The sequence below is a fragment of the Flavobacterium chungangensis genome (assembly GCF_042654045.1).
GTDB lineage: Bacteria > Bacteroidota > Bacteroidia > Flavobacteriales > Flavobacteriaceae > Flavobacterium > Flavobacterium chungangensis.
This window is the reverse complement of the sequence record NZ_JBHSFY010000025.1, coordinates 1-20,513: the sequence shown is the minus strand read 5'-3', so window position 1 is coordinate 20,513 and position 20,513 is coordinate 1. Positions and strand designations below refer to the sequence as shown.

The following is a 20,513-nucleotide window of genomic DNA, read 5'->3' as shown; positions in this document are numbered from 1 at the left end:
GATTATTGCTCAAAAATAACCTTTTTGTCTGTTTTATCTGTTTTGATAATGTCGTAAGGTCTTGATAGTTTTAAAGTGCTATTGCCGCTTTTTAGCCTTTCTACTTTTACAATTATGGTATTTCGATTTTCGGTAATTTCAACAATATCGATCGAATGTCCTTCTGTGTTTTGAGTTTTATCTATAACAGCAATAACTTGATATTTGCTAAAATCAATATTAATTTCTTTAAAATCTTTAGACAAATTGGTAGAAACATTCATTTCTGCAATTAATTTATCCCAAGCTTTTTGGTCTTTAATAATCAAATGTATTGGTGCAAGACTTTCATCATTTGGAAAAGAATCTCCTTTAGCAATTAACGAATATTGCACGTCAGAATTTGGTAAATCATCGTTCTCGCAACTCGTTAAAGCTAGCAATATGCTAAATATTAGGATAATCCTTTTCATGGTTTTGGTTTTGGTTGCAAAGACTTTTTGTATTAAGCCTTCTCTATATAAACAGATGCATTTTTGTTCAAATAGTTGCGTAAAAGGTGTTTAGTTTTATCTGCATCTTTTATTAGATAAAGATAACGCTAATTTTGAAGAAAGATTGTGCTCAATAACAAATAAATGTGATGCAAAAAGTTTTATTTTATTTAACATTATTTTCATCAATTAGCATTTGTTCTCTTATATAAGTTTGAAACGACTTATTTGTATAATAAAGTTCTCCGCTTTCATGCCAAAATTCAACGACTTTGCCATCATTTCGATCCAAGTCAAAACCAGCAAAATCGCCAGAAAAATTATCTCCGAAAAACCAAATGTTTGATTTCAATTCGTAGTGATCCTCCAAACCTAAATCTTCTAAATTAAATAATGAAGAGGTGATGTTAAATTGACAATCTCTAAAACTTCCAGAACCAATTTCTTTTAAATAAGCAATATAATCTTCGGGTAGTTTTGGAAATTCTGAAAGAAGATCTTCAATTTGATTTGCAGTTAAGACTGTTCTGCTATTGTTGTTTTCGACCTTTTTGAGGAATTCTTTTTCTAAATTGTAGTTTATCGCCATAAATTTTATTCGTCAAGTTCTTTCCAGCAAATATCTATTTCGCGTTGTACTTCATTTTTCAATTTTGGCAATTCGTTGGTAATCCAATCTTGGCTTTCTTTGCTGAGGTAGTTTTGATTTTCGTTTAGTTTATACTTCATGGCGCCATTAATAATGCCTATCATTTCTTCGACTTCAGATGTGCCGTTTGCAAAGTTTGAACCTATTAAATATTTTAAAATTTCTTTTTCATATAAAGGTTTATAGTAAAGAATATGGCTTACTATTGGAAAAAAGAAATAAAAATGATCGGTGGGGTTTGATGGATATTGTATTTTATGTAAGGCTGTTATTAAAGAGTCTGATTCTGAATCTGTAGTTTGAAAATTCAATTTTTTTAAAAGATCGAAACAAATTTTGGACTGAGGCAGTATTTTTTCAACTTCTTCCATATAAGTAAATGTTTTTTCAAAATTAGTGCTGTCATTATTTTCAAAAGAACTAATAAGAGTCGGTATTATCTTTTTCATTTCAAATCTATGGAGTGGTCTAAATGATACATTTTTGAGATGTATTTATTTGGAAGTTTTTAATTGGCAGAAGAGTTTCAGATAATGCTAAAATACAGTTTTTCTTTTTAGGAATGACGAAATTAAAGCTCAATGAGCTAGGAAACATGCAAAAAAATGTAATTTATATTATTATTTCTCTCAACTTTGCATCACAATCTTTTAAACAAAAACTCAAATGGAATTCGGTAAAATCATAATTTCAGAAACTGCAGCGAATAGTGAAAATCCGCAAGACGTTGTCAATTCAAATATTTCAGTAATCAATTTAATGCGCGAAGAAAAAATAGACGACGATTTAATTCACGAAGATGCTTTAATGAGTTATTATTTAGATTTTTATGCTTCAAAATATACAGAGGGAAATTTCTCGAAGTTCGTGTATGATTCTGGATGGAATAAAGAATTGAACGAATTAATTGAAGAAGGTTTAGCTTTAATTGGAGCTGAAAAACATTTGGAATTGTTTAAAGAGCAATGCCGTAAGCTGCGTTTGCAGAGCACTATCAAATTAGGGAAATTTCTAAAAGAGAAATACGATACTCCAAATGCTTTCAAAGATTTGCTAAACAATAATGCTTATTTTGAATTGGATGAAAATTTGGCCGAATTGAATGCTGCATTCTTAAAATCGCATCCCGATACAGAAGTGCTTTCGGTAGAAGAAATGTTTGCAACACTAGAAGAGTTTATAGGACACGAAATTAAGAGAGATTAAGTTTTTATTTTTTTTGCGGTGGTTTGTAAGAAAATTATATATTTGAAATGCCCTAAAATTTCTAACAAACCTAAGCCTATGAAAAAAACGATTCTTTTAAGCACCGTTTTGATGTTTTTGTTTTCTTGCGGGAAAAATGAAAAGGTTCCAAACGATGCCGAGGTTGAGTATCAGGAACTGCTTTCGGAAACACAAGCACATCTTGGTCTTAATAAAAAACCAATAAAAAAACTCATTTTTAAAAATCTGGATGAGATCGAAGATTCTAAAGAAATGAATCTGAAGCTGCTCTCCGTAGTGGCATCAAACTTAAAAATCAAATATTCAGATATTAAAATTGCCGAATCGAGTTCCATCAATTTTGATAATCAAACCACTTTTTTTGTCCTGACAACTGTTGCGCACGATAAAAAAGTATTGAAATCTCCAGATGAAAAAGAAATGGGGAATTATTTTCAGCGTAAATACTTATTTGTGAATCGGGAAGACGGAAGCATAATTGCCGAAGAATTTGATGAGAATCTAGGTTATTATGATAATGAAGCCATTCAGTTTTCAAAATCGCATATTTTGAAAGAACTTGTTTTTTTAAACGAAAATACTCCAGCAATTGCCTTTTATACAGAAGCGAGTGCAAGCAGTAGAATTGTTTTGTATTCGGAGAAAAAATTCACATTGGTTACTTTGGCTGACAATGAAATTAAAAAGGTCTTATACGAATATCCAATTCGATTAACGAATGGCGATTCTAACGGGAGCGGGACTTTTCAAGTAGAAACTCTAGAAACCGGCATGAGCTTTTCGGATCATAAAACGAATGGTTATTTTGATTTGATTATAACCAAAAACTTTTCTTATGAAGAAGCGTTCGAAAGTGATGCTGAAAACGGAATTGAAGAAAAAAGTGATCTGAAAATTAAAAAAGAATTAGAGAAGATTAAGTATAACGGAAGAGAATACGCTTTTCATAGAGACGACAGGCATCGTTTTCTGGAGTAAAATTCAAAAAAAGCGAAATAACATCAAGGGCACTTTTATAGTGCTTTTGCTGTTTATAGGAGATTTCGGTTTTACTGCAAAACTTTGACCTATTGTTAACAAACATTTCCTTAAATTTGCTTCCGTTATAAAAAATACAATAGTTATAAAAATCAAGCTATGTTACAAATTGCATTTATTAGAGAAAATCAAGAGAAAGTAATCAAGGCTTTAGCAAAACGAAATATCGATGCTAAAAGCGTTGTTGAAGAAGTGGTTCAATTAGACGAAAATCGTCGTGCTGCACAGGTGGAATTAGACAATACTTTATCAGAATCTAATAAATTGTCCAAAGATATTGGTGAATTGATGAAAGCTGGAGAGAAAGCGAAAGCCGCAATCTTAAAAGAAAAAACAGTTTCACTAAAAGAAAAAAGTAAAGAACTGAGCGAAAAAGCAGAAGCTTTGGCTGTTGAGTTAACCAATAAATTATACACATTGCCCAACCTTCCGGCAGATATTGTTCCTGAAGGAAAAACTCCAGATGACAATTTGAATGTTTTTCAAGAAGGAGATATTCCAGTTTTGCATGAAGGCGCGCAGCCTCACTGGGAATTGGTAAAGAAATACGATATCATCGATTTTGAATTGGGTGTAAAAATTACTGGAGCAGGATTTCCTGTTTATAAAGGAAAAGGAGCTCGTTTACAGCGTGCTTTAATCAATTACTTTTTAGACAAAAATACAGCTGCAGGATACAATGAAGTTCAGGTGCCGCATTTGGTAAACGAAGCTTCAGGTTTTGGAACGGGACAATTGCCAGACAAAGAAGGGCAAATGTATCATTCTACAATCGATGATTTATATTTGATTCCAACGGCTGAGGTTCCCGTTACGAATTTATTTCGCGATGTTATTTTAAACGAAAGCGAATTGCCAGTTTTACATACAGCGTATACGCCATGTTTCCGTCGTGAAGCAGGTTCTTACGGAGCACACGTTCGCGGATTAAATCGTTTGCACCAATTTGATAAAGTTGAAATCGTACGCGTTGAACATCCTGATAATTCTTACGCGGCTTTAGATGGAATGGTAGAACATGTAAAAGACATTTTAAAAGAATTAAAATTGCCTTACAGAGTTTTACGTCTTTGCGGAGGAGATATGGGATTCACATCTGCTTTGACTTACGATTTTGAAGTGTTTTCTACAGCACAAGACCGCTGGTTAGAAATCAGTTCTGTTTCTAACTTTGAAACTTTTCAGGCAAATCGCTTGAAATTACGTTTTAAAGACAAAGACGGAAAAAATCAGCTGGCGCATACACTTAACGGAAGTTCATTAGCGCTTCCTAGAGTTTTGGCCGGAATTATAGAAAATTACCAAACTCCAGAAGGAATCGTAATCCCAGAAGTTTTACGTCCTTATTGCGGATTTGATATTATAAACTAAAAAAAGATAGTTTTTAAGATACAAACCTAACAGGTTTTAAAACCTGTTAGGTTTTCTTAATTTATAGAAATTAAAAAAACGGAGCATGATGAATGGAATTTTAAACTGGAACGTAGATCCTGTTATTTTCTGGATTACAGATAGTTTTCCTTTAAAATATTACGGAGCTCTTTTTGCCTGCGGAATTCTTTTAGGTTTCTACATTGTTAGAAATATTTATAAGAAAGAAAATCTTTCGCTAGATAATCTCGATACTTTATTGATTTATGTAATTGTCGGAACCGTTTTAGGTGCTAGACTTGGACATTGTTTCTTTTACGAACCAGAGTATTTCTTGAAACATCCGATAGAAATTCTTTTACCGATTCAGAAAATAAAAGGAGTTTATCAATTTGTAGGTTACCAAGGTTTGGCAAGTCACGGAGGATCAATTGGGGTTATAACGGCAATGATTTTGTACTGCCGAAAATATAAAGTTCAGTTTTTAGGACTTTTAGATAAAATGGCAGTTGCTGTTCCTGTAACGGGTACTTTTATCAGAATGGGAAATTTTATGAATTCTGAAATCTACGGAAAACCAACTAGCGGAAATTGGGGAGTTGTTTTTGAAAGAGACGATTTAATCCCGAGACATCCAACACAATTATATGAAGCTTTTGCTTATTTGTTGATTTTTGGAATTCTGTTTTATATGTACAAATCAGAAAAAATTAGAAATGCACAAGGATTAATCTTTGGAACTTTCTTAACTTTATTATTCACAGCTCGTTTTATAATTGAATTTTTCAAGGAAAATCAAGAAGCTTTTGAGAACAATATGCTGATTAATATGGGACAGATTTTAAGTGTCCCGTTTATTTTAATTGGTTTAGGATTGATTTTTTGGAAAACTAAGAAAGTCTCAGTATACAGTGACAGTTTACAGTTACCTAAAAACTAAAAAAGTTCCAGTTTGCAGTTGAGGTATGACTGAAAACTGCAACTGCGACTGAAAAACTAAATAAAAAGGCAGTATGAGAAACATATTGATCGGAATCGTTTTATTATGTTCTGGTTTGGCGTTTGGTCAAAACGAGCAGCTGGCTCAGTATTATTATGACAAAGGTGATTTTGATAAAGCTAAAATCAGTTATGAAGAGCTTTTAAGAAGCGCGCCATCCAATACGCAGTATTTTTTACGAACTGTAGATTGCTATCAGCAATTACAGCAGTTTGCCAATGCCGAAAAAGCTATTCAAGAGCGTTACAATCGTTACAAACAAGGAGTGTTTTTGGTTGAATTAGGATATAATTTCCAGTTGCAAAAAAACGATTCAAAAGCTAAAAATTACTACGAACAGGCGATCGAGAAAATAAAGGTCAATCCAAACGATGTTTATGGAGTTGCGAGTTCGTTTGAGAAAAAAGTATTATTAGAATATGCTTTAAAAGCGTATCAGACTGCAATGCAGATTCAGCCAAACTTCAATTTCAATTTTCAAATTGGAATGTTGTACGGACAGTTAGGTAAAACCGATTTAATGATTGATTTGTTATTGACAGAATCTTTTACAAATCCGCAAAACACCAATTTGATTCAGACGCAACTGTCGCGATTTATGAATGGCGAAACCGATAATACGGCTTTTAAAGATGCAATGCGAAAAGCCTTAATCTTGAAAACCCAGAAAGATCAGGATGTTTTTTGGAATCATTATTTGAGCTGGTTTTATGTGCAGCAAAAAGAATTCGGAAAAGCCTTTATTCAGGAAAAAGCCATTTACAAACGTGAGCCAGAATCGTTGATGAGTATTGTCAATTTGAGTCAGTTTGCAATGAATGAAGGAGACACGGATACGGCGGAGGAAATTCTGAATTTTATTCTCCAAAACACAAAAGATCGTGATTTACTGATTCAGTGTAATGCCTATTTAATGCAAATCAAGATCGATAAAGCACAGGAAAAAGATTATCCAGCCATCAATCAAGAATTACAGGAATTATTGGCAACTTACGAAATCAGTCCTTTTACCTTATCTTTGCAAATCATTCAAGCCCATTTTCTGGCATTTAATTTGAAAAAGACAGAAGAAGGAAAGGCAGTTGTTAAAAAAGCTTTAGAATTAAATTTAAATGAATATCAAAAAGCCGATGCCAAAATGGAGCTGGCAGATATTCTGCTTTTAGAAGAAAAGTACAATCAGGCGCTTATTTACTATTCGCAGATTCAATTGGATTTAAAGAATGATGTAATGGCGCACGAAGCGAGTTTGAAAGCCGCAAAAACGAGTTATTACAAAGGCGATTTCGAATGGGCGAATAAACAATTTAAAGAATTAAAAGCAGCCAATACGCAGTTAATTGCCAATGATGCATTAGAATATTTTCTTTTAATTAATGATAATACCGCGGCAGATTCAACTCAAGTGGCGCTGAAACAATTTGCAAAAGGTGATTTTTTAATTTATCAGAATAAAAAGCAAGAATCAATTGCACAGTTTCAGAATATTTTAAAAACCTACAAAGGACAGGAAATAGAAGCCGTAACATTATTGCGTTTAGGAAAAGTTTACGAAAGCCAGAAAGATTTTGCTTCGGCTTTAAGCCAATACCAGCAAATCATTGACAATCACAGCGACGGAATTTATGTTGATGAAGCGCTGTTTTTCTCAGCCGAAATTTACAACGACGAACTAAAAGATCCAGAAAAGGCAAAGCCTTTATATGAAAAGGTAATTTTTAATCATCAAGACAGTATTTACTTTGTCGATGCCAGAAAAAAATACCGCGAGTTAAGAGGGGATAAGAATTTATAAATTTCAATATTTTAAATTCCAAATTCCAAGAATAAAAATTAGTAAAATGATGATTTGAAAAGATTTAAGAGGCAAGAGGAAAAACTCAGAACCTTAGAATCTTAGCATCTCAGAACCTTAGAAAAAATGATTATTTACAACGTTACAACAAACATACACGAAAGCGTTCATGACCAATGGTTAAAATGGATGCAAGAAAAACACATACCAGAAATTCTGGCTACGAATAAATTTTCATCAGCAAGAATTGTAAAAGTTCTGGTTGAAGAAGAAATGGGCGGAATTACGTATTCTGTACAATACATAACAGACAGCAAGGAAACGCTAGAGAAGTTTTATATCGAAGACGAACCAGAGTTTCATAGAGAGGCTTTAGGTTTATTTGCAGATAAAATGCTTTCTTTTAGAACAGAATTGGAAGTTATTTCGGAACACTAATATTTAGTGTTCAGTTTTTAGTAATTAGTGTTCAGTCAAAAGAAATTAAATCTTTGTGTCTTTTAGCCTTTGTGGCAAAAGAAAGAATACTTTTCAGTAATTAGTATTCAGTCAAAAGAAATTAAATCTTTGTGTCTTTGAGCCTTTGTGGCAAAAGAAAGAATACTTTTTAGTAATTAGTATTCAGTCAAAAGAAATTAAATCTTTGTGTCTTTGAGCCTTTGTGGCAAAAGAAAGGATACTTTTTAGTAATTAGTATTCAGTCAAAAGAAATTAAATCTTTGTGTCTTTGAGCCTTTGTGGCAAAAAAAAGAATACTTTTGCGCCCTCGTGGCAAACAAGAAATGAAATGGAAAAAGTAAAAGCCAAAAAACATTTAGGACAGCACTTTCTTAAAGACGAAAGCGTAGCAAAAGCTATTGCAGACACTTTAAGTCTGAAAGGGTACGATGAGGTTTTAGAAATAGGACCAGGAATGGGTGTGCTTACTAAGTATTTGCTTGAAAAGCCAATTACTACACATGTTATAGAAATCGATACCGAATCTGTAGCGTACTTGGATGCACATTATCCAAAATTAAAAGACAAGATTATTTCTCAGGATTTCCTGAAGTATAATATAAATGAAGTTTACCAAGACAAACAGTTTGCCATAATTGGAAACTTTCCGTACAATATTTCTTCTCAGATTGTTTTTAGGACATTAGATCTTAAACATCAGATTCCTGAATTTTCAGGAATGTTCCAGAAAGAAGTAGCCGAGCGCATCTGCGAAAAGAAAGGCTCGAAAACCTACGGAATACTATCCGTTTTAGCCCAGGCTTTCTATACTACAGAGTATCTGTTTACGGTTGATGAAAACGTTTTTATTCCTCCGCCCAAGGTGAAATCGGGTGTGATGAGAATGACCCGAAAGGAAGATTACAGTCTTCCTTGCAGCGAAAAGTTATTTTTTACAGTTGTAAAAACCGCTTTTCAGCAGAGACGAAAAACATTACGTAACAGTTTGAAAACATTAAATTTATCAGACCATTTGCGAGAAGACACTATCTTTGATAAACGTCCGGAGCAGCTTAGCGTCGATGAATTTATTGAACTAACTCTAAAAATAGAAACCGATGGAGTTCAAAGTTAGTAAAGAATTTATACACCAGCTAGAGGAGCTGATCAATAAGAAAAACGACAGTGAATTAGAAGTTTTACTTAATGATCTGCACCACGCTGATATTGCCGAAATTTTAGACGAATTAGATTTCGACGAGGCAACCTATATCTTTAAGGTTTTAGATAGTGATAAAACAGCAGAGATTCTTCTGGAATTGGAAGAGGATTTGCGTGAAAATATCTTAAGCCGACTTTCACCAAAGGAAATCGCAGAAGAGCTTGACGAGCTTGAAACCAATGACGCTGCCGATATTATCGCAGAGCTTTCGCAGGAAATCAAAGCAGAAGTAATCTCTGAAATATTAGACGTTGAACACGCCAAAGATATTGTTGATCTTTTGCGTTACGACGAAAACACTGCAGGTGGTTTGATGGGTAAAGAGCTTGTAAAAGTGAATGAAAACTGGAACGTTTTGACCTGCGTTAAAGAAATGAGAATTCAGGCTGAAAATGTATCTCGAGTACATTCTATTTACGTAGTGGACGATGAAAACCGTTTAAAAGGAAGATTGTCTCTTAAAGATTTACTGACTTCTTCTACCAAAACTCAGATTGGTGAAGTCTATATCCGAAAATTAAATTTTGTAAATGTTGATACAGAAGACGTAGAGGTCGCTCGTATCATGCAGAAATACGATTTAGAAGCAATTCCAGTTGTTGACGAATTAGGCCGTTTGGTAGGAAGAATTACCATTGACGATATCGTAGACGTAATCAAAGAAGAAGCCGATAAAGATTACCAGTTAGCTGCCGGTATTACCCAAGACGTTGAATCGAATGACAGCGTTTACGAATTGACCAAAGCGCGTCTGCCTTGGCTTTTGATCGGAATGGTGATCGAAATTGTAGCGTCTTTTGTTTTAAAAGGCAATGAAGCAACGTTTCAAAAATATTCTACATTAATCATTTTTGTTCCTTTACTTTCTGCAACTGCTGGAAATATCGGAGTTCAGGCTTCGGCAATCGTGGTGCAAGGTTTGGCAAACGGAACGCTTAAAGATTTCAGCCGTGCTTATTTTACTAAAGAAATTACCGTTTCTATGATTTCGGGAAGTATCATTTCGTTTCTTTTGTTATGCTATCATTCTATTATGTACCAACAGTATTTAGTAGGATTTGCAATTTCGATTTCGATGATTGTTGTGATTTTGTTTGCGGCGACTTTAGGAACTTTGGTCCCTCTTTTCTTAAATAAAAATAAAATTGATCCCGCAATTGCGACTGGTCCGTTTATCACAACGACCAACGACGTATTCGGAATTATGCTCTACTTTGGAGTAGCAAACTTAATTCTTGGATTTTAGATTTTTGCCACAAATTAGTAGATTACAGTGATTTAAGATCTCCAAAATCTACGTAATTTACAGGCGGAAAAAACGCTGTTTATCAGCTACAAATAATTAAAGCCAACCAGAATGAAAGTACACATTATTGGAGGAGGAAACCTTGGGGTTTCTATTGCCTTGGGAATTGCTAAATTCTCGAAAAACAACCAAGTTACTGTCACAAGAAGAAACATAGCAAGCATTCAATATTTATCTGAATATGGAATTGCTGTTTCTAACGATAATAAACACAACATCCAAGAAGCCGATGTTGTAATTCTAACTATAAAACCGTATCAGGTAGATACTGTTTTGGCCGAAATTTTGCCCGTTATTCAAAACAAAACAATTGCTTCAGCAGTAAGCGGATTGTCTTTGGATGTGCTTCAAACCAAAACAAACTACGAATATCCAGTTGTACGCATTATGCCAAATATTGCAGCACAGTTTGGAGAGTCGGCAACTTGTATTTCTTTCCCAGAAAAATATGCAGTAAATGCTTCGCCAATTGTTGATTTATTTCAGGATTTAGGAACGGCTCCAGTAATCGACGAAAAATTGATGGATGCTGCGACCGTTTTAGGTGCTTGTGGAACTGCGTACGCGTTGCGCTATATTCGTGCGTCTATGCAAGCAGGAATCGAAATTGGTTTTGATTCTAATACTGCTTTAGCAATTGCTGCGCAAACGGTAAAAGGAGCAGCAAAAATGCTTTTAGAAGAACGAGTACACCCAGAACAATTAATCGACCGTGTAACGACCCCACAAGGCTGTACAATTGTAGGTTTAAATGAAATGGAGCATAATGGTTTCAGTTCATCATTAATTAAAGGAATTAAGACTTCTTTGAAACAGATCAAAGGTTAGGTTTTAAAGAAATTCCAAATAGTTTTAAATTCCAAATTCCAATTCTTGTTGGGGTTTGGGATTTTTAGTTTTACGAAGTAAACTCCCAGTTTTGTCATTCTGAGGAACGAAGAATCACACGAGTAACTCGACAAAGATTGCCGATTTTGATTGCGGAGTTTCTAGTGTGATTCTTCGTTCCTCAGAATGACAATATGATAAGTAACCTGGGATTTTTATTTTTTGGAATTTGATTTTATCAGCTGAATATATTTTTCCCCGCATTCAGAAAGCTTCGTATAAGAATTCATCGCATTTCCATAATTTTCAATGGTCAAAGTGTCTTTAACGTAAGAGGCGTCGATCCCAACAGGAATTTCCAATTTCTTTTTTTGTTTTTTTGAATCAGAAATTGAATCAGTTTCTTCATCATTGCTAATATCTCCCTCATATTCATCCCATTTAATTCCTTCCAAAATTAAATATTGATCTCCGGAATCTTCTGCGGTAAAATTAGCTATGCCTTTCAATTGTCTTGTTTTTGTTTTTAAAAGTATGAATAACCAGTTTTGTTTTTGGTTATTTCCAGAGTGATTTTGCAATCATTTGAACCATCTTCTTCATGTTTTGTTTCGTAGATTCCTTCAATTACATCTTTACTATTTTTAGAAAGAGCAATAGTATCATTGATAGTGGTAATCTCTGCGGCAGGTTCAAGTTTTTTATTGCAGGACGAAATTATAGCGATAACTAAAATCGCAGTTGTAATTTTATTTGCTAAGTCCATAATTGATGCTTTTTATTTTTTTGTAAGAATATTTCGCAAATATACAAACCCTAAAATTCCTGACAATACAGAGGCAATCAAAATAGCTATTTTAGAAAAAACAATAATTTCAGGATTTTTAAAAGCAAGAACGGTAATGAAAATCGACATTGTAAAACCAATTCCGCCGAGCATTCCTGCACCTAAGATATGCGCCCATTTTAAATTTTTCGGCAAAGTGCATAAACCTGCCGTTACACCAACAGAAGAGAAAAGTAAAATTCCAAGTGGTTTTCCGACTACTAGTCCGAGAATGATTCCGTAAGTGTTGGCGTGATTTAAGCCTTCGTGCCAGTTTTCGGTAATTGGTAAAGCAGTATTGGCAATTGCAAACAAAGGTAAAATGAAAAAAGCAACAGGCTGGTGTAAAAAATGCTGTAACCTGTAGGAAGACGTTTTTTCGCCACCATCTCCAAACGGAATAACAAATGCTAAAATTACACCCGTTATTGTGGCATGAACTCCAGAATTAAGCATAAAATACCACATTATGACTCCGCCAATGAGATACGGAATGAGATTGTGAATTTTCATTCGGTTTAAAACGAAAAGAAGGCACCAAATTCCAAGTGCAATTCCGAGGTTTAAAAATGAAATGGAAGTGGTGTAAAAAATCGCAATCACGATAATGGCACCCAAATCATCTATTACAGCCAAAGCTGTTAAAAATACTTTTAGAGAAGCAGGAACTTTGTTTCCTAGAAGCGATAAAATCCCGATTGCAAAAGCAATATCAGTCGCCATTGGAATTCCGGCTCCGTTTTGAGTTGTTGTTCCGTAATTTAAAACCAGAAATATTGCGGCAGGAACCAGCATTCCGCCAAAAGCAGCCATTATGGGCAATGAAGCATTCTTAATATTGGATAATTCACCATGATAAATCTCGCGTTCCAGTTCCAAACCGATCAAAAGAAAGAAGATGGTCATCAATCCGTCATTGATCCAATCGGTTACAGAATGTCCTGCAATTTCTTTTTCCCAAAAAGAAACGTACGGAATTTGAATCGAAGAGTTAGCGAGAAAAAGAGATAAAATCGTGACCACGAGCAAGATAATTCCTCCCGATTTTTCGTTTTCAAAAAAGGCTTTAAAAGTCTTGGTTAATTTCATTGGGAAGATTTTCTGAAGATTGATATGATAGATTGCAAAATCCTTATTCTTTCAAAGTTAAAAAAAAATCTGGCTAATAAAAAGTTTAGGAGCAAAGGCGCAAAGATTCAGAGGTTCAAAGTTTATTGTAATAGGAAAAACTTTGGGGCTTTGTGACTTGACGAGATCAAATTAACCGTATTTTTGTTTTTTATAAAATTCAGAAAAAATGAGTATAAAAATTCTTCATATCGACAGCAATAATCCAATTCTGTGGAATCAATTGGAAAAAGCAGGTTTCGAAAATCACGCCGATTTCAAATCTTCAAAAGAAGAAATTGAAGCGAAAATTCAAGACTATAACGGAATCGTAATTCGCAGCCGTTTCAAGATTGATCAGACTTTTTTAGACGCTGCAACAAAGTTGCAATTTATTGCGAGAGTAGGCGCAGGTCTGGAAAGTATTGACTGTGAGTATGCTTCTTCAAAAGGAATTCATCTTATTGCCGCTCCAGAAGGAAACCGCAACGCTGTTGCAGAACATTCGCTTGGCGTAATTTTATCTTTATTTAATAATCTCAACCAAGCTGATGCAGAAGTAAAAGCCGGACATTGGAATCGTGAAAGCAATCGCGGCCATGAACTGAATTTAAAAACGGTCGGAATTATTGGTTACGGAAATATGGGAAAAGCTTTTGCTAAAAAGCTGAGAGGTTTTGATACAGAAGTTCTCTGTTATGATATTTTGGACAATGTTGGCGATGAAAATGCCAAACAAGTTTCGTTGGAAGAATTACGTGAAAAAATAGACGTTTTAAGCCTTCACCTTCCTTGGACACCAGAAACAGATAAAATGGTGAATAGCGACTTTATAAATGCGTTTAAAAAGCCTTTTTGGATCATTAATACTTCGCGCGGTAAAAATATTGTTACAGCTGATTTGGTTGAAGCCATGAAGTCTAAAAAAGTTCTAGGTGCTGGTTTGGATGTTTTGGAATACGAAAAGCTTTCGTTTGAAACTTTATTCCAAGAAAATAATACGCCAGAAGCACTTCAATATCTTATGGAGGCAAAAAATGTATTGCTAACGCCTCATATTGCAGGTTGGACTTTTGAAAGTCACGAACGTTTGGCTCAGGTAATTGTAGATAAAATTAAAGCTGTTTACGGTAAATAATAGCCCACAGCCTTTAGGTTTTAATAACGAGTTTTTTCCTGTAAATTTTATTTGGCAAGATTAGTTTTATTTGTTAATTTTTAATAATATTGTTTCCGAATTTAAAAGAATGAGTCTAAATAGATTCGTTTTTTGAAGTTCGGAGAAAACCGAAAATCCCAAGAGTAGGCCCAAAAACAAATTATCCTAAGTATGATTGAATGGTATAAAATTGCCATGTTCCAGAACTATTCGAATTTTAGCGGAAGAGCTAGAAGAAGTGAATATTGGTATTTTCGTTTAGCAACCGCTGTAATCTTTTTCGTGTTTATTGCTTTAGCTATAATAGTATCCATAATTGGCGGAGGATTTTTAGGTTTTCCAGTTGCAATAGGATTAATCGCTTTGTATTCTCTTATTGCTTTAATCCCATCTTTGGCTGTAACAGTTAGAAGAATGCATGATTTGGGTAAAAGCGGTTGGAATGTTTTAATTTCTTTCATTCCGTTGGTTGGTCCTATCTGGTTTCTTGTCTTGTTAGCAACAGAAGGAGAACACGGAGAAAACTATTATGGTCCAGATCCTAAAAGTACCATGGAAGAAATTGATGAAATCGGAATTAATAATTAACTAAATACTATAAAAATGGAAACTACAAAACCAGAAAGCTGGAATACACCATCTCAACCTAGACAAGAGAATAAAAAAGTATTAGCAGGACTTATGGGTATTCTTTTTGGATCTTTAGGGATTCATAAATTTGTCTTAGGTTATACTCAAGAGGGAATTATCCAAATCGTAATTAGCGTAGTTACTTGCGGTATAGGTAGTATAATTGGATTTATTGAAGGAATTATCTACTTGACAAAATCAGATGAAGAGTTTTACCAAACGTACCAAGTTGGTAAAAAAGGCTGGTTCTAAGAGGAAAAAGATATTATCTAAAATCCCATTCAGAAATGAATGGGATTTTTTATGTCTAAAAATGTCTTTTCCTGATATTTTAAAAACTTTTAAAGGCTCTCGACGATTTTTAAAGTGAGTAATATTGCACTCTGATAGAAATGAATAATGGAGTAACTGAAAATCCAGAAGAGTAAGGAATTTAAAAGATTTTATTATGTTAGAAATGTACAAAAACATAGTTTTAAATAACTACGCAAATTTTAATGGGAGAGCTAGAAGAAAAGAATATTGGATGTTTGTCCTGGCAAATGTTATTATTTCAATTCCATTTAAGATTGTTGATAAAAGTTTTAATTGGACTTATGGAGCAGAGGCGGGAATATCAGAGTTAATTTTTAACTTGTTGATACTTTTGCCTACAATAGGTGTTGCTATTAGACGAATGCATGATGTGGATAAGAGTGGCTGGCATATTCTAATACCATTTTATAACCTTTATTTATTTTGCAAAGAAGGAACAGCTGGAATGAATCAATATGGAGCAGATCCTAAAAATCAATTAGAAGAACTTGATGAGATTGGAAAAGAATAATCTTCAATATAGTTTTAAATAAAAGTTGTAACTAAAAAATCCCATTTGCATTGCAAATGGGATTTTTTTTATTTCGATAGTGGATGTTTTTTATGTTTAAAACGTCTTTTTCTGATATAATAAAAACTTTTAGTGGCTGTTGACGATTTTCAAAGTGAGTAGTATTGCACTCTGATAGAAACGGGTAATGGAGTAACTGAAAATCCTTAAGAGTAGGGAATTTAAAAGATTTATATTATGTTAGAAGTGTACAAAAAAGTAGTTATGCAGAACTACGCAAATTTTGATGGAAGAGCAAGAAGAAAAGAATATTGGATGTTTTTTTTGATAAACATCATAACTGGAGTTGTAATTGGTATTTTAGCAGCATTGATCTCAGAAAAACTGTTGATTGTTGCAAATATTTATAATTTGGCTATTCTTGTCCCTTCAATTGCAGTTGCTGTTAGAAGAATGCATGATGTTGGTAAAAGTGGTTGGTTTATTCTTATTCCATTTTACAACTTAGTATTGGTTTGCACAGAAGGCGAAAAAGGACCAAATCAATATGGTGCTGATCCAAAAAATCAATTAGAAGAACTTGATGAGATTGGAAAAGAATAATCGTCAGTATAGTTTTAAATAAAAGTTGTAACTAAAAAATCCCATTTGCATTGCAAATGGGATTTTTAAATATCAAAAAAAGATTAATCTTCCTTCTCAGACAATTTCTTTTCCAATTCAATCTGAAACTCTTCGATAACAGGTTTCATGGTGCTTTCTGGAATATCTGCGATTCTAATGTACATTAAACCGTCAATAGCGTTATTAAATAATGGGTCAACGTTAAAAGCTACAACTCTTGCGTTTTGCTTGATGTATTTCTTAATTAAAACGGGCAAACGTAAGTTTCCTGGTTCTAGTTCGTCAATAATCTTATCAAACTTATTCAAATCAGATTCTGCTTCGTCGAAGATAAAATCTTTATCGGCGTCTTTTAGTTTTACCTTATACGCTTTTTTCGGGTGAATGTATTGCGCAATATACGGATCGTAATAGTTAGATTTCATAAACTCAATCATTAACGATTTAGAGAAATCTGAAAACTGATTACTGATACTTACCCCACCAACTAAATATTTGTGTTCTGGATGGCGCAAAGTGGTATGAATAATACCTTTCCACAATAAGAACAAAGGCATTGGTTTTTGCTGATAATCTTTTACGATAAATGCACGACCCATTTCGATCGATTTGTGCATCATATCATGAAGTTCCGGCTCGAATCTGAAAAGATCCGTTAAGTAGAAACCTTCAATTCCGTATTTTGGATAAATTTCAGAACCTAATCCCATACGATATGCTCCAGCGATTTTCTTGGTTTCATCATCCCATAAAAACATATGGTGATAATATTGGTCGTATTCGTCTAAGTCAATAGATTCATTTGTTCCTTCTCCAACTTCACGGAAAGTAATTTCACGAAGACGCCCTATTTCATGTAAAATGTTCGGGATTTCTTTGGCGCTTGCAAAGAAAACTTCGTAGTTTTTACTTTGTAAAAATCGGCTGTCGCTATCTCTTAAAGACTGAACTTCATCAATCAATTTTGATTCGCTTGCGGCTGTTACAATTTTTTTAGGTGCTTTTGGTATTTTAAGACTTGCTGTATCAATCAGTTTGGTGTCTTTCTCAAACGGATTAGCCAGCATATAGGTTTTCTTTCTCAAGAATTCTGAGTATTCTTCAAAAGATTCAATTTCGTTTTGTTCACTTACAGAAATTGGTTTCCCGATACGAACTTTAATTACACGATCTTTTTGCGTAAGCAATTCAGAAGGTAATTTTGCAGTACGTAAAGTATCGTCAATTTTAGAAAGCCAGTAGAATAATTTACTGTTTTTGGCATGAAAATAAATCGGAACTACAGGAACTTTTGCTTTTCTAATTAGTTTAAGAGCGCCTTCTTCCCAAGGTTTATCCACTACTAATTTGCCATCTTTATAGGTAGAAACTTCACCGGCAGGAAAAATACCCAAAGGTTTTCCGTCGCTTAAATGGCGTAAAGTTTCTTTAATACCAATTACACTCGATTTTGCATCCTTATGGTTTTCAAAAGGATTAACCGGCATAATGTATTTTTTCATCGGAACAATTCTGTGTAATAAGAAATTGGCAATGATTTTGAAATTCGGCTCTCTTTCAAGCATTAATTTCAAAAGTAAAATTCCGTCAATTCCTCCAAGCGGATGATTTGAAATGGTAATATACGCACCGTCTTTTGGTAGACGCTTCAAATCTTCTTCTGGGATTTCGAATTTAATTTCCATTTCATCCAAAATTCCATTCAAAAAGTCAAGGTCTTCCAAATGTTTATTACGATCGTAAATTTTATTAAGGGTCGAGATCTTAAGAACCTTCATAAGAATCCAGCCAGAAAAGGTACCGAAAACTCCGTACTTTTCAACATTTATTGCCTTTGCAACTTCTTTCGCGGTAACTAACCCCATGTACTACTTTTAATTTATTAGAACAGCGAACAAAGATAACAAAAAAGTCTACTTTTCGTTGTTTCCAAGACAAACTTTGCACTTTTTTATTACATTTGAAATCCTTAAAAAAATCACTGATGAAAATTATTTCTTATAATGTAAACGGAATTCGAGCTGCAATAAACAAAGGGTTTATCGATTGGCTGCAACAAGCAAATCCTGATGTAATATGCCTCCAGGAAATAAAAGCTACGCAAGATCAAATTCCGGTAGATGATATAACAGCTGCTGGCTATCCGTTTCAATACTACTATCCTGCAACCAAAAAAGGATATAGCGGAGTAGCTATTCTTTCTAAAACAAAGCCGAATAATATTGTTTATGGAACAGGAATTCATCATATGGATTTTGAAGGCAGAAACCTTCGTGCAGATTTTGACGATGTTTCTGTAATGAGCTTGTATCTTCCATCTGGAACAAACATTGAAAGATTAGATCATAAGTTTATGTTTATGGATGATTTTCAGAATTATGTCAACGAATTGAAACTTACGGTTCCGAACCTTATTATTTGTGGTGATTATAATATTTGTCACGAAGCAATTGATATTCACGATCCAGTTCGTAACAAAACAGTTTCTGGATTTCTTCCAGCAGAACGTGCCTGGTTAGATACTTTTATGAAATCTGGATTTATAGATAGTTTCCGTCATTTCAATAAAGAACCACATCATTATTCTTGGTGGAGTTATCGTGCAGGAGCAAGAGGGAATAACAAAGGCTGGCGTATCGATTATAATTTGGTGAGCAATGCGCTGGAAAACAGATTAAAAAGAGCGGTTATACTTCCAGACGCTATGCATTCAGACCATTGTCCGATTTTAGTTGAGATTGATTAATTTTTGGTATTGTTCTTGCTGAAAAAGATTTAAATTTTAAAATTGATATTGCAATTGGAATTGAATTTTGAAATTAAATTATTAAATGCCTAAAATAAAAACTGATTAAAGATGATTAAAAAAGCCTCCATCGGATTACTAGCATTAGCTTTGTCCACAACGTCGTGTGTTTCTAAGAAAATTTACAATGATCTAGAAACAAAATATTCAGATTTGAAAAAAGAAAATCGTTCTATTGCTGATGAAAATGAAAATTTGAAGAAAGCAAAGAATCAATTGGAAACCGATCGTGATAAACTGGTTAAAGATTTAGCAACTGCTAATGATGATTTGGCAAAACAAAAAGCAGATTTAGCTGCGGCTCAAAATAAATATAAAGTTTTACAAGATTCGTATAATGCATTGGAGAAAAACAGCAATGATGCACTAGAGAAAAACATGGCTAAAAACCGCGAATTGTTGGCGCAGTTAGAAGCAAAAGGTAAAGCTCTTGCAGACGAACAAGCTCGTTTGGACAAAACAGCAAATCGTCTAAAAGAATTGGAAGATATGATTGCGGCGAAAGAAGAAGCAATGCGTAAATTAAAAGAAACTTTATCTAAAGCATTAACTGGTTTTGAAGGTAAAGGTTTGACAGTAGAACATAAAAACGGAAAAGTGTATGTTTCTATGGAAAACAAATTACTTTTCAATTCAGGAAGTTGGGCTGTTGGAACAGAAGGTAGAAAAGCGGTTGTCGAACTTGGAAAAGTTTTAGGCGACAATCCAGATCTTTCTGTTTTAATTGAAGGACATACAGATGATGATCCGTACGCAGGTTCGGGGCCAATCGCAAACAATTGGGATTTATCGACTAAAAGAGCAACGGCAATCGTAGCGATTTTAACCGAAAACCCAAAAATCAATAAACAAAAATTAACGGCAGCAGGAAGAAGCGAGTTTTCTCCTTTGGCAAGCAATGCAACTCCAGATGGAAAAGCAAAAAACCGTAGAATCGAAATTATCTTAACTCCAAGATTAGATGAGATTGCGGAGATGTTGAATAGCATTAATTAAAGATGCCAAGGTTCTGAGATACTAAGTTTCTAAGATTTTAAAAAAGGGTTGAAGTAAAACTAGAGTGCACCCAAAAGTTTAGACAAATTAATAACTAAGTTTTATAATAATGAGCTCGATATTGTATGGGGCTCATTGCTTTTAGATTAAGTTTTATTCTGTCATTATTATAATAATTAATATACTCAATAA

24 protein-coding genes are annotated in these 20,513 nt (G+C 33.9%); 16 read left to right on the top strand and 8 right to left on the bottom strand.

What is annotated here, in order from left to right; genetic code table 11:
- Positions 1 to 2 precede the first annotated feature (2 nt).
- The 3 genes from ACFO3N_RS24580 to ACFO3N_RS24570 all read right to left on the bottom strand — a co-directional run bounded on the left by ACFO3N_RS24580 (position 3) and on the right by ACFO3N_RS24570 (position 1,571).
- Complete coding sequence (locus ACFO3N_RS24580; RefSeq protein WP_095930289.1) at positions 3 to 452, bottom strand: protease complex subunit PrcB family protein; 450 nt, start codon at positions 450 to 452, stop codon at positions 3 to 5.
- Positions 453 to 639: 187 nt separating this feature from the next.
- Positions 640 to 1,062 carry an SMI1/KNR4 family protein gene (locus tag ACFO3N_RS24575; protein WP_379801466.1) on the bottom strand — a complete coding sequence of 141 codons (423 nt, stop codon included), beginning with the start codon at positions 1,060 to 1,062 and terminating at the stop codon, positions 640 to 642.
- A 5-nt stretch (positions 1,063 to 1,067) separates the two neighbouring features.
- Positions 1,068 to 1,571, bottom strand: coding sequence for a hypothetical protein (locus tag ACFO3N_RS24570; RefSeq protein ID WP_379801465.1), 504 nt, complete (start codon positions 1,569 to 1,571; stop codon positions 1,068 to 1,070).
- A 217-nt stretch (positions 1,572 to 1,788) separates the two neighbouring features.
- Here ACFO3N_RS24570 and ACFO3N_RS24565 point away from each other — a divergent pair, with 217 nt between their 5' ends.
- The 9 genes from ACFO3N_RS24565 (at position 1,789) to proC (ending at position 11,347) form a co-directional block, all read left to right on the top strand.
- Positions 1,789 to 2,328: a DMP19 family protein gene (locus ACFO3N_RS24565; RefSeq protein WP_379801464.1), complete on the top strand. Its 540-nt coding sequence runs from the start codon at positions 1,789 to 1,791 to the stop codon at positions 2,326 to 2,328.
- Between the two features lie 78 nt (positions 2,329 to 2,406).
- The gene (locus ACFO3N_RS24560) at positions 2,407 to 3,327 is read left to right on the top strand and encodes a hypothetical protein (protein WP_379801463.1); all 921 of its coding nucleotides are present in this window, start codon (positions 2,407 to 2,409) and stop codon (positions 3,325 to 3,327) included.
- Positions 3,328 to 3,486: 159 nt separating this feature from the next.
- Positions 3,487 to 4,758, top strand: coding sequence for a serine--tRNA ligase (serS, locus tag ACFO3N_RS24555; protein WP_250834782.1), 1,272 nt, complete (start codon positions 3,487 to 3,489; stop codon positions 4,756 to 4,758).
- A gap of 85 nt (positions 4,759 to 4,843) precedes the next feature.
- Positions 4,844 to 5,698: a prolipoprotein diacylglyceryl transferase gene (gene lgt / locus ACFO3N_RS24550; protein ID WP_379801462.1), complete on the top strand. Its 855-nt coding sequence runs from the start codon at positions 4,844 to 4,846 to the stop codon at positions 5,696 to 5,698.
- 73 nt (positions 5,699 to 5,771) lie between these two features.
- Positions 5,772 to 7,553 carry a tetratricopeptide repeat protein gene (locus ACFO3N_RS24545; RefSeq protein ID WP_379801461.1) on the top strand — a complete coding sequence of 594 codons (1,782 nt, stop codon included), beginning with the start codon at positions 5,772 to 5,774 and terminating at the stop codon, positions 7,551 to 7,553.
- A gap of 126 nt (positions 7,554 to 7,679) precedes the next feature.
- Positions 7,680 to 7,991, top strand: a complete 312-nt coding sequence (locus ACFO3N_RS24540; RefSeq protein WP_008465514.1) for a DUF4286 family protein — start codon at positions 7,680 to 7,682, stop codon at positions 7,989 to 7,991.
- 349 nt (positions 7,992 to 8,340) lie between these two features.
- Positions 8,341 to 9,126: a 16S rRNA (adenine(1518)-N(6)/adenine(1519)-N(6))-dimethyltransferase RsmA gene (gene rsmA, locus ACFO3N_RS24535; RefSeq protein WP_095930325.1), complete on the top strand. Its 786-nt coding sequence runs from the start codon at positions 8,341 to 8,343 to the stop codon at positions 9,124 to 9,126.
- Positions 9,110 to 10,459 carry a magnesium transporter gene (gene mgtE / locus ACFO3N_RS24530; RefSeq protein WP_095930296.1) on the top strand — a complete coding sequence of 450 codons (1,350 nt, stop codon included), beginning with the start codon at positions 9,110 to 9,112 and terminating at the stop codon, positions 10,457 to 10,459. Before rsmA ends, mgtE begins: the two co-directional genes overlap by 17 nt.
- 111 nt (positions 10,460 to 10,570) lie before the next feature.
- Positions 10,571 to 11,347, top strand: coding sequence for a pyrroline-5-carboxylate reductase (proC, locus tag ACFO3N_RS24525; RefSeq protein WP_379801460.1), 777 nt, complete (start codon positions 10,571 to 10,573; stop codon positions 11,345 to 11,347).
- A 215-nt stretch (positions 11,348 to 11,562) separates the two neighbouring features.
- Here proC and ACFO3N_RS24520 read toward each other — a convergent pair whose 3' ends face one another.
- From ACFO3N_RS24520 to nhaA, 3 genes are read right to left on the bottom strand one after another with little or no spacing between them, the layout of a single operon-like run.
- Entirely contained in the window at positions 11,563 to 11,856 is a 294-nt protein-coding gene (locus tag ACFO3N_RS24520; RefSeq protein ID WP_379801459.1) for a hypothetical protein, read from the bottom strand.
- Positions 11,857 to 11,873: 17 nt separating this feature from the next.
- Positions 11,874 to 12,113, bottom strand: a complete 240-nt coding sequence (locus ACFO3N_RS24515) for a hypothetical protein (RefSeq protein WP_379801458.1) — start codon at positions 12,111 to 12,113, stop codon at positions 11,874 to 11,876.
- Between the two features lie 12 nt (positions 12,114 to 12,125).
- Complete coding sequence (gene nhaA, locus ACFO3N_RS24510; RefSeq protein ID WP_379801457.1) at positions 12,126 to 13,262, bottom strand: Na+/H+ antiporter NhaA; 1,137 nt, start codon at positions 13,260 to 13,262, stop codon at positions 12,126 to 12,128.
- Between the two features lie 208 nt (positions 13,263 to 13,470).
- Here nhaA and ACFO3N_RS24505 point away from each other — a divergent pair, with 208 nt between their 5' ends.
- The 5 genes from ACFO3N_RS24505 (at position 13,471) to ACFO3N_RS24485 (ending at position 16,498) form a co-directional block, all read left to right on the top strand.
- Positions 13,471 to 14,418 (top strand): 2-hydroxyacid dehydrogenase, encoded by a 948-nt coding sequence (locus ACFO3N_RS24505; protein WP_379801456.1) that lies wholly within the window; start codon positions 13,471 to 13,473, stop codon positions 14,416 to 14,418.
- Positions 14,419 to 14,610: 192 nt separating this feature from the next.
- A complete protein-coding gene (locus tag ACFO3N_RS24500) occupies positions 14,611 to 15,027 on the top strand; it encodes a DUF805 domain-containing protein (RefSeq protein ID WP_379801455.1) in 417 nt (138 codons plus the stop codon).
- 15 nt (positions 15,028 to 15,042) lie between these two features.
- Positions 15,043 to 15,321 (top strand): TM2 domain-containing protein, encoded by a 279-nt coding sequence (locus tag ACFO3N_RS24495; RefSeq protein WP_111284944.1) that lies wholly within the window; start codon positions 15,043 to 15,045, stop codon positions 15,319 to 15,321.
- A 196-nt stretch (positions 15,322 to 15,517) separates the two neighbouring features.
- Positions 15,518 to 15,895, top strand: coding sequence for a DUF805 domain-containing protein (locus ACFO3N_RS24490; RefSeq protein ID WP_379801454.1), 378 nt, complete (start codon positions 15,518 to 15,520; stop codon positions 15,893 to 15,895).
- A gap of 237 nt (positions 15,896 to 16,132) precedes the next feature.
- Positions 16,133 to 16,498, top strand: a complete 366-nt coding sequence (locus ACFO3N_RS24485) for a DUF805 domain-containing protein (RefSeq protein ID WP_379801453.1) — start codon at positions 16,133 to 16,135, stop codon at positions 16,496 to 16,498.
- Between the two features lie 83 nt (positions 16,499 to 16,581).
- Here ACFO3N_RS24485 and ACFO3N_RS24480 read toward each other — a convergent pair whose 3' ends face one another.
- Positions 16,582 to 18,384 (bottom strand): GNAT family N-acyltransferase, encoded by a 1,803-nt coding sequence (locus ACFO3N_RS24480; protein ID WP_379801452.1) that lies wholly within the window; start codon positions 18,382 to 18,384, stop codon positions 16,582 to 16,584.
- A 119-nt stretch (positions 18,385 to 18,503) separates the two neighbouring features.
- Between ACFO3N_RS24480 and ACFO3N_RS24475 the strand changes: the two genes are divergently transcribed.
- Together ACFO3N_RS24475 and ACFO3N_RS24470 are read left to right on the top strand one after the other, a co-directional pair.
- A complete protein-coding gene (locus ACFO3N_RS24475) occupies positions 18,504 to 19,265 on the top strand; it encodes an exodeoxyribonuclease III (RefSeq protein WP_379801451.1) in 762 nt (253 codons plus the stop codon).
- Positions 19,266 to 19,376: 111 nt separating this feature from the next.
- Positions 19,377 to 20,321: an OmpA/MotB family protein gene (locus ACFO3N_RS24470; protein WP_379801450.1), complete on the top strand. Its 945-nt coding sequence runs from the start codon at positions 19,377 to 19,379 to the stop codon at positions 20,319 to 20,321.
- Between the two features lie 94 nt (positions 20,322 to 20,415).
- On the opposite strand, the gene ACFO3N_RS24465 is transcribed toward ACFO3N_RS24470, so the two are convergent.
- Positions 20,416 to 20,502, bottom strand: a complete 87-nt coding sequence (locus tag ACFO3N_RS24465; protein ID WP_379796460.1) for an IS3 family transposase — start codon at positions 20,500 to 20,502, stop codon at positions 20,416 to 20,418.
- Positions 20,503 to 20,513: the final 11 nt, after the last annotated feature.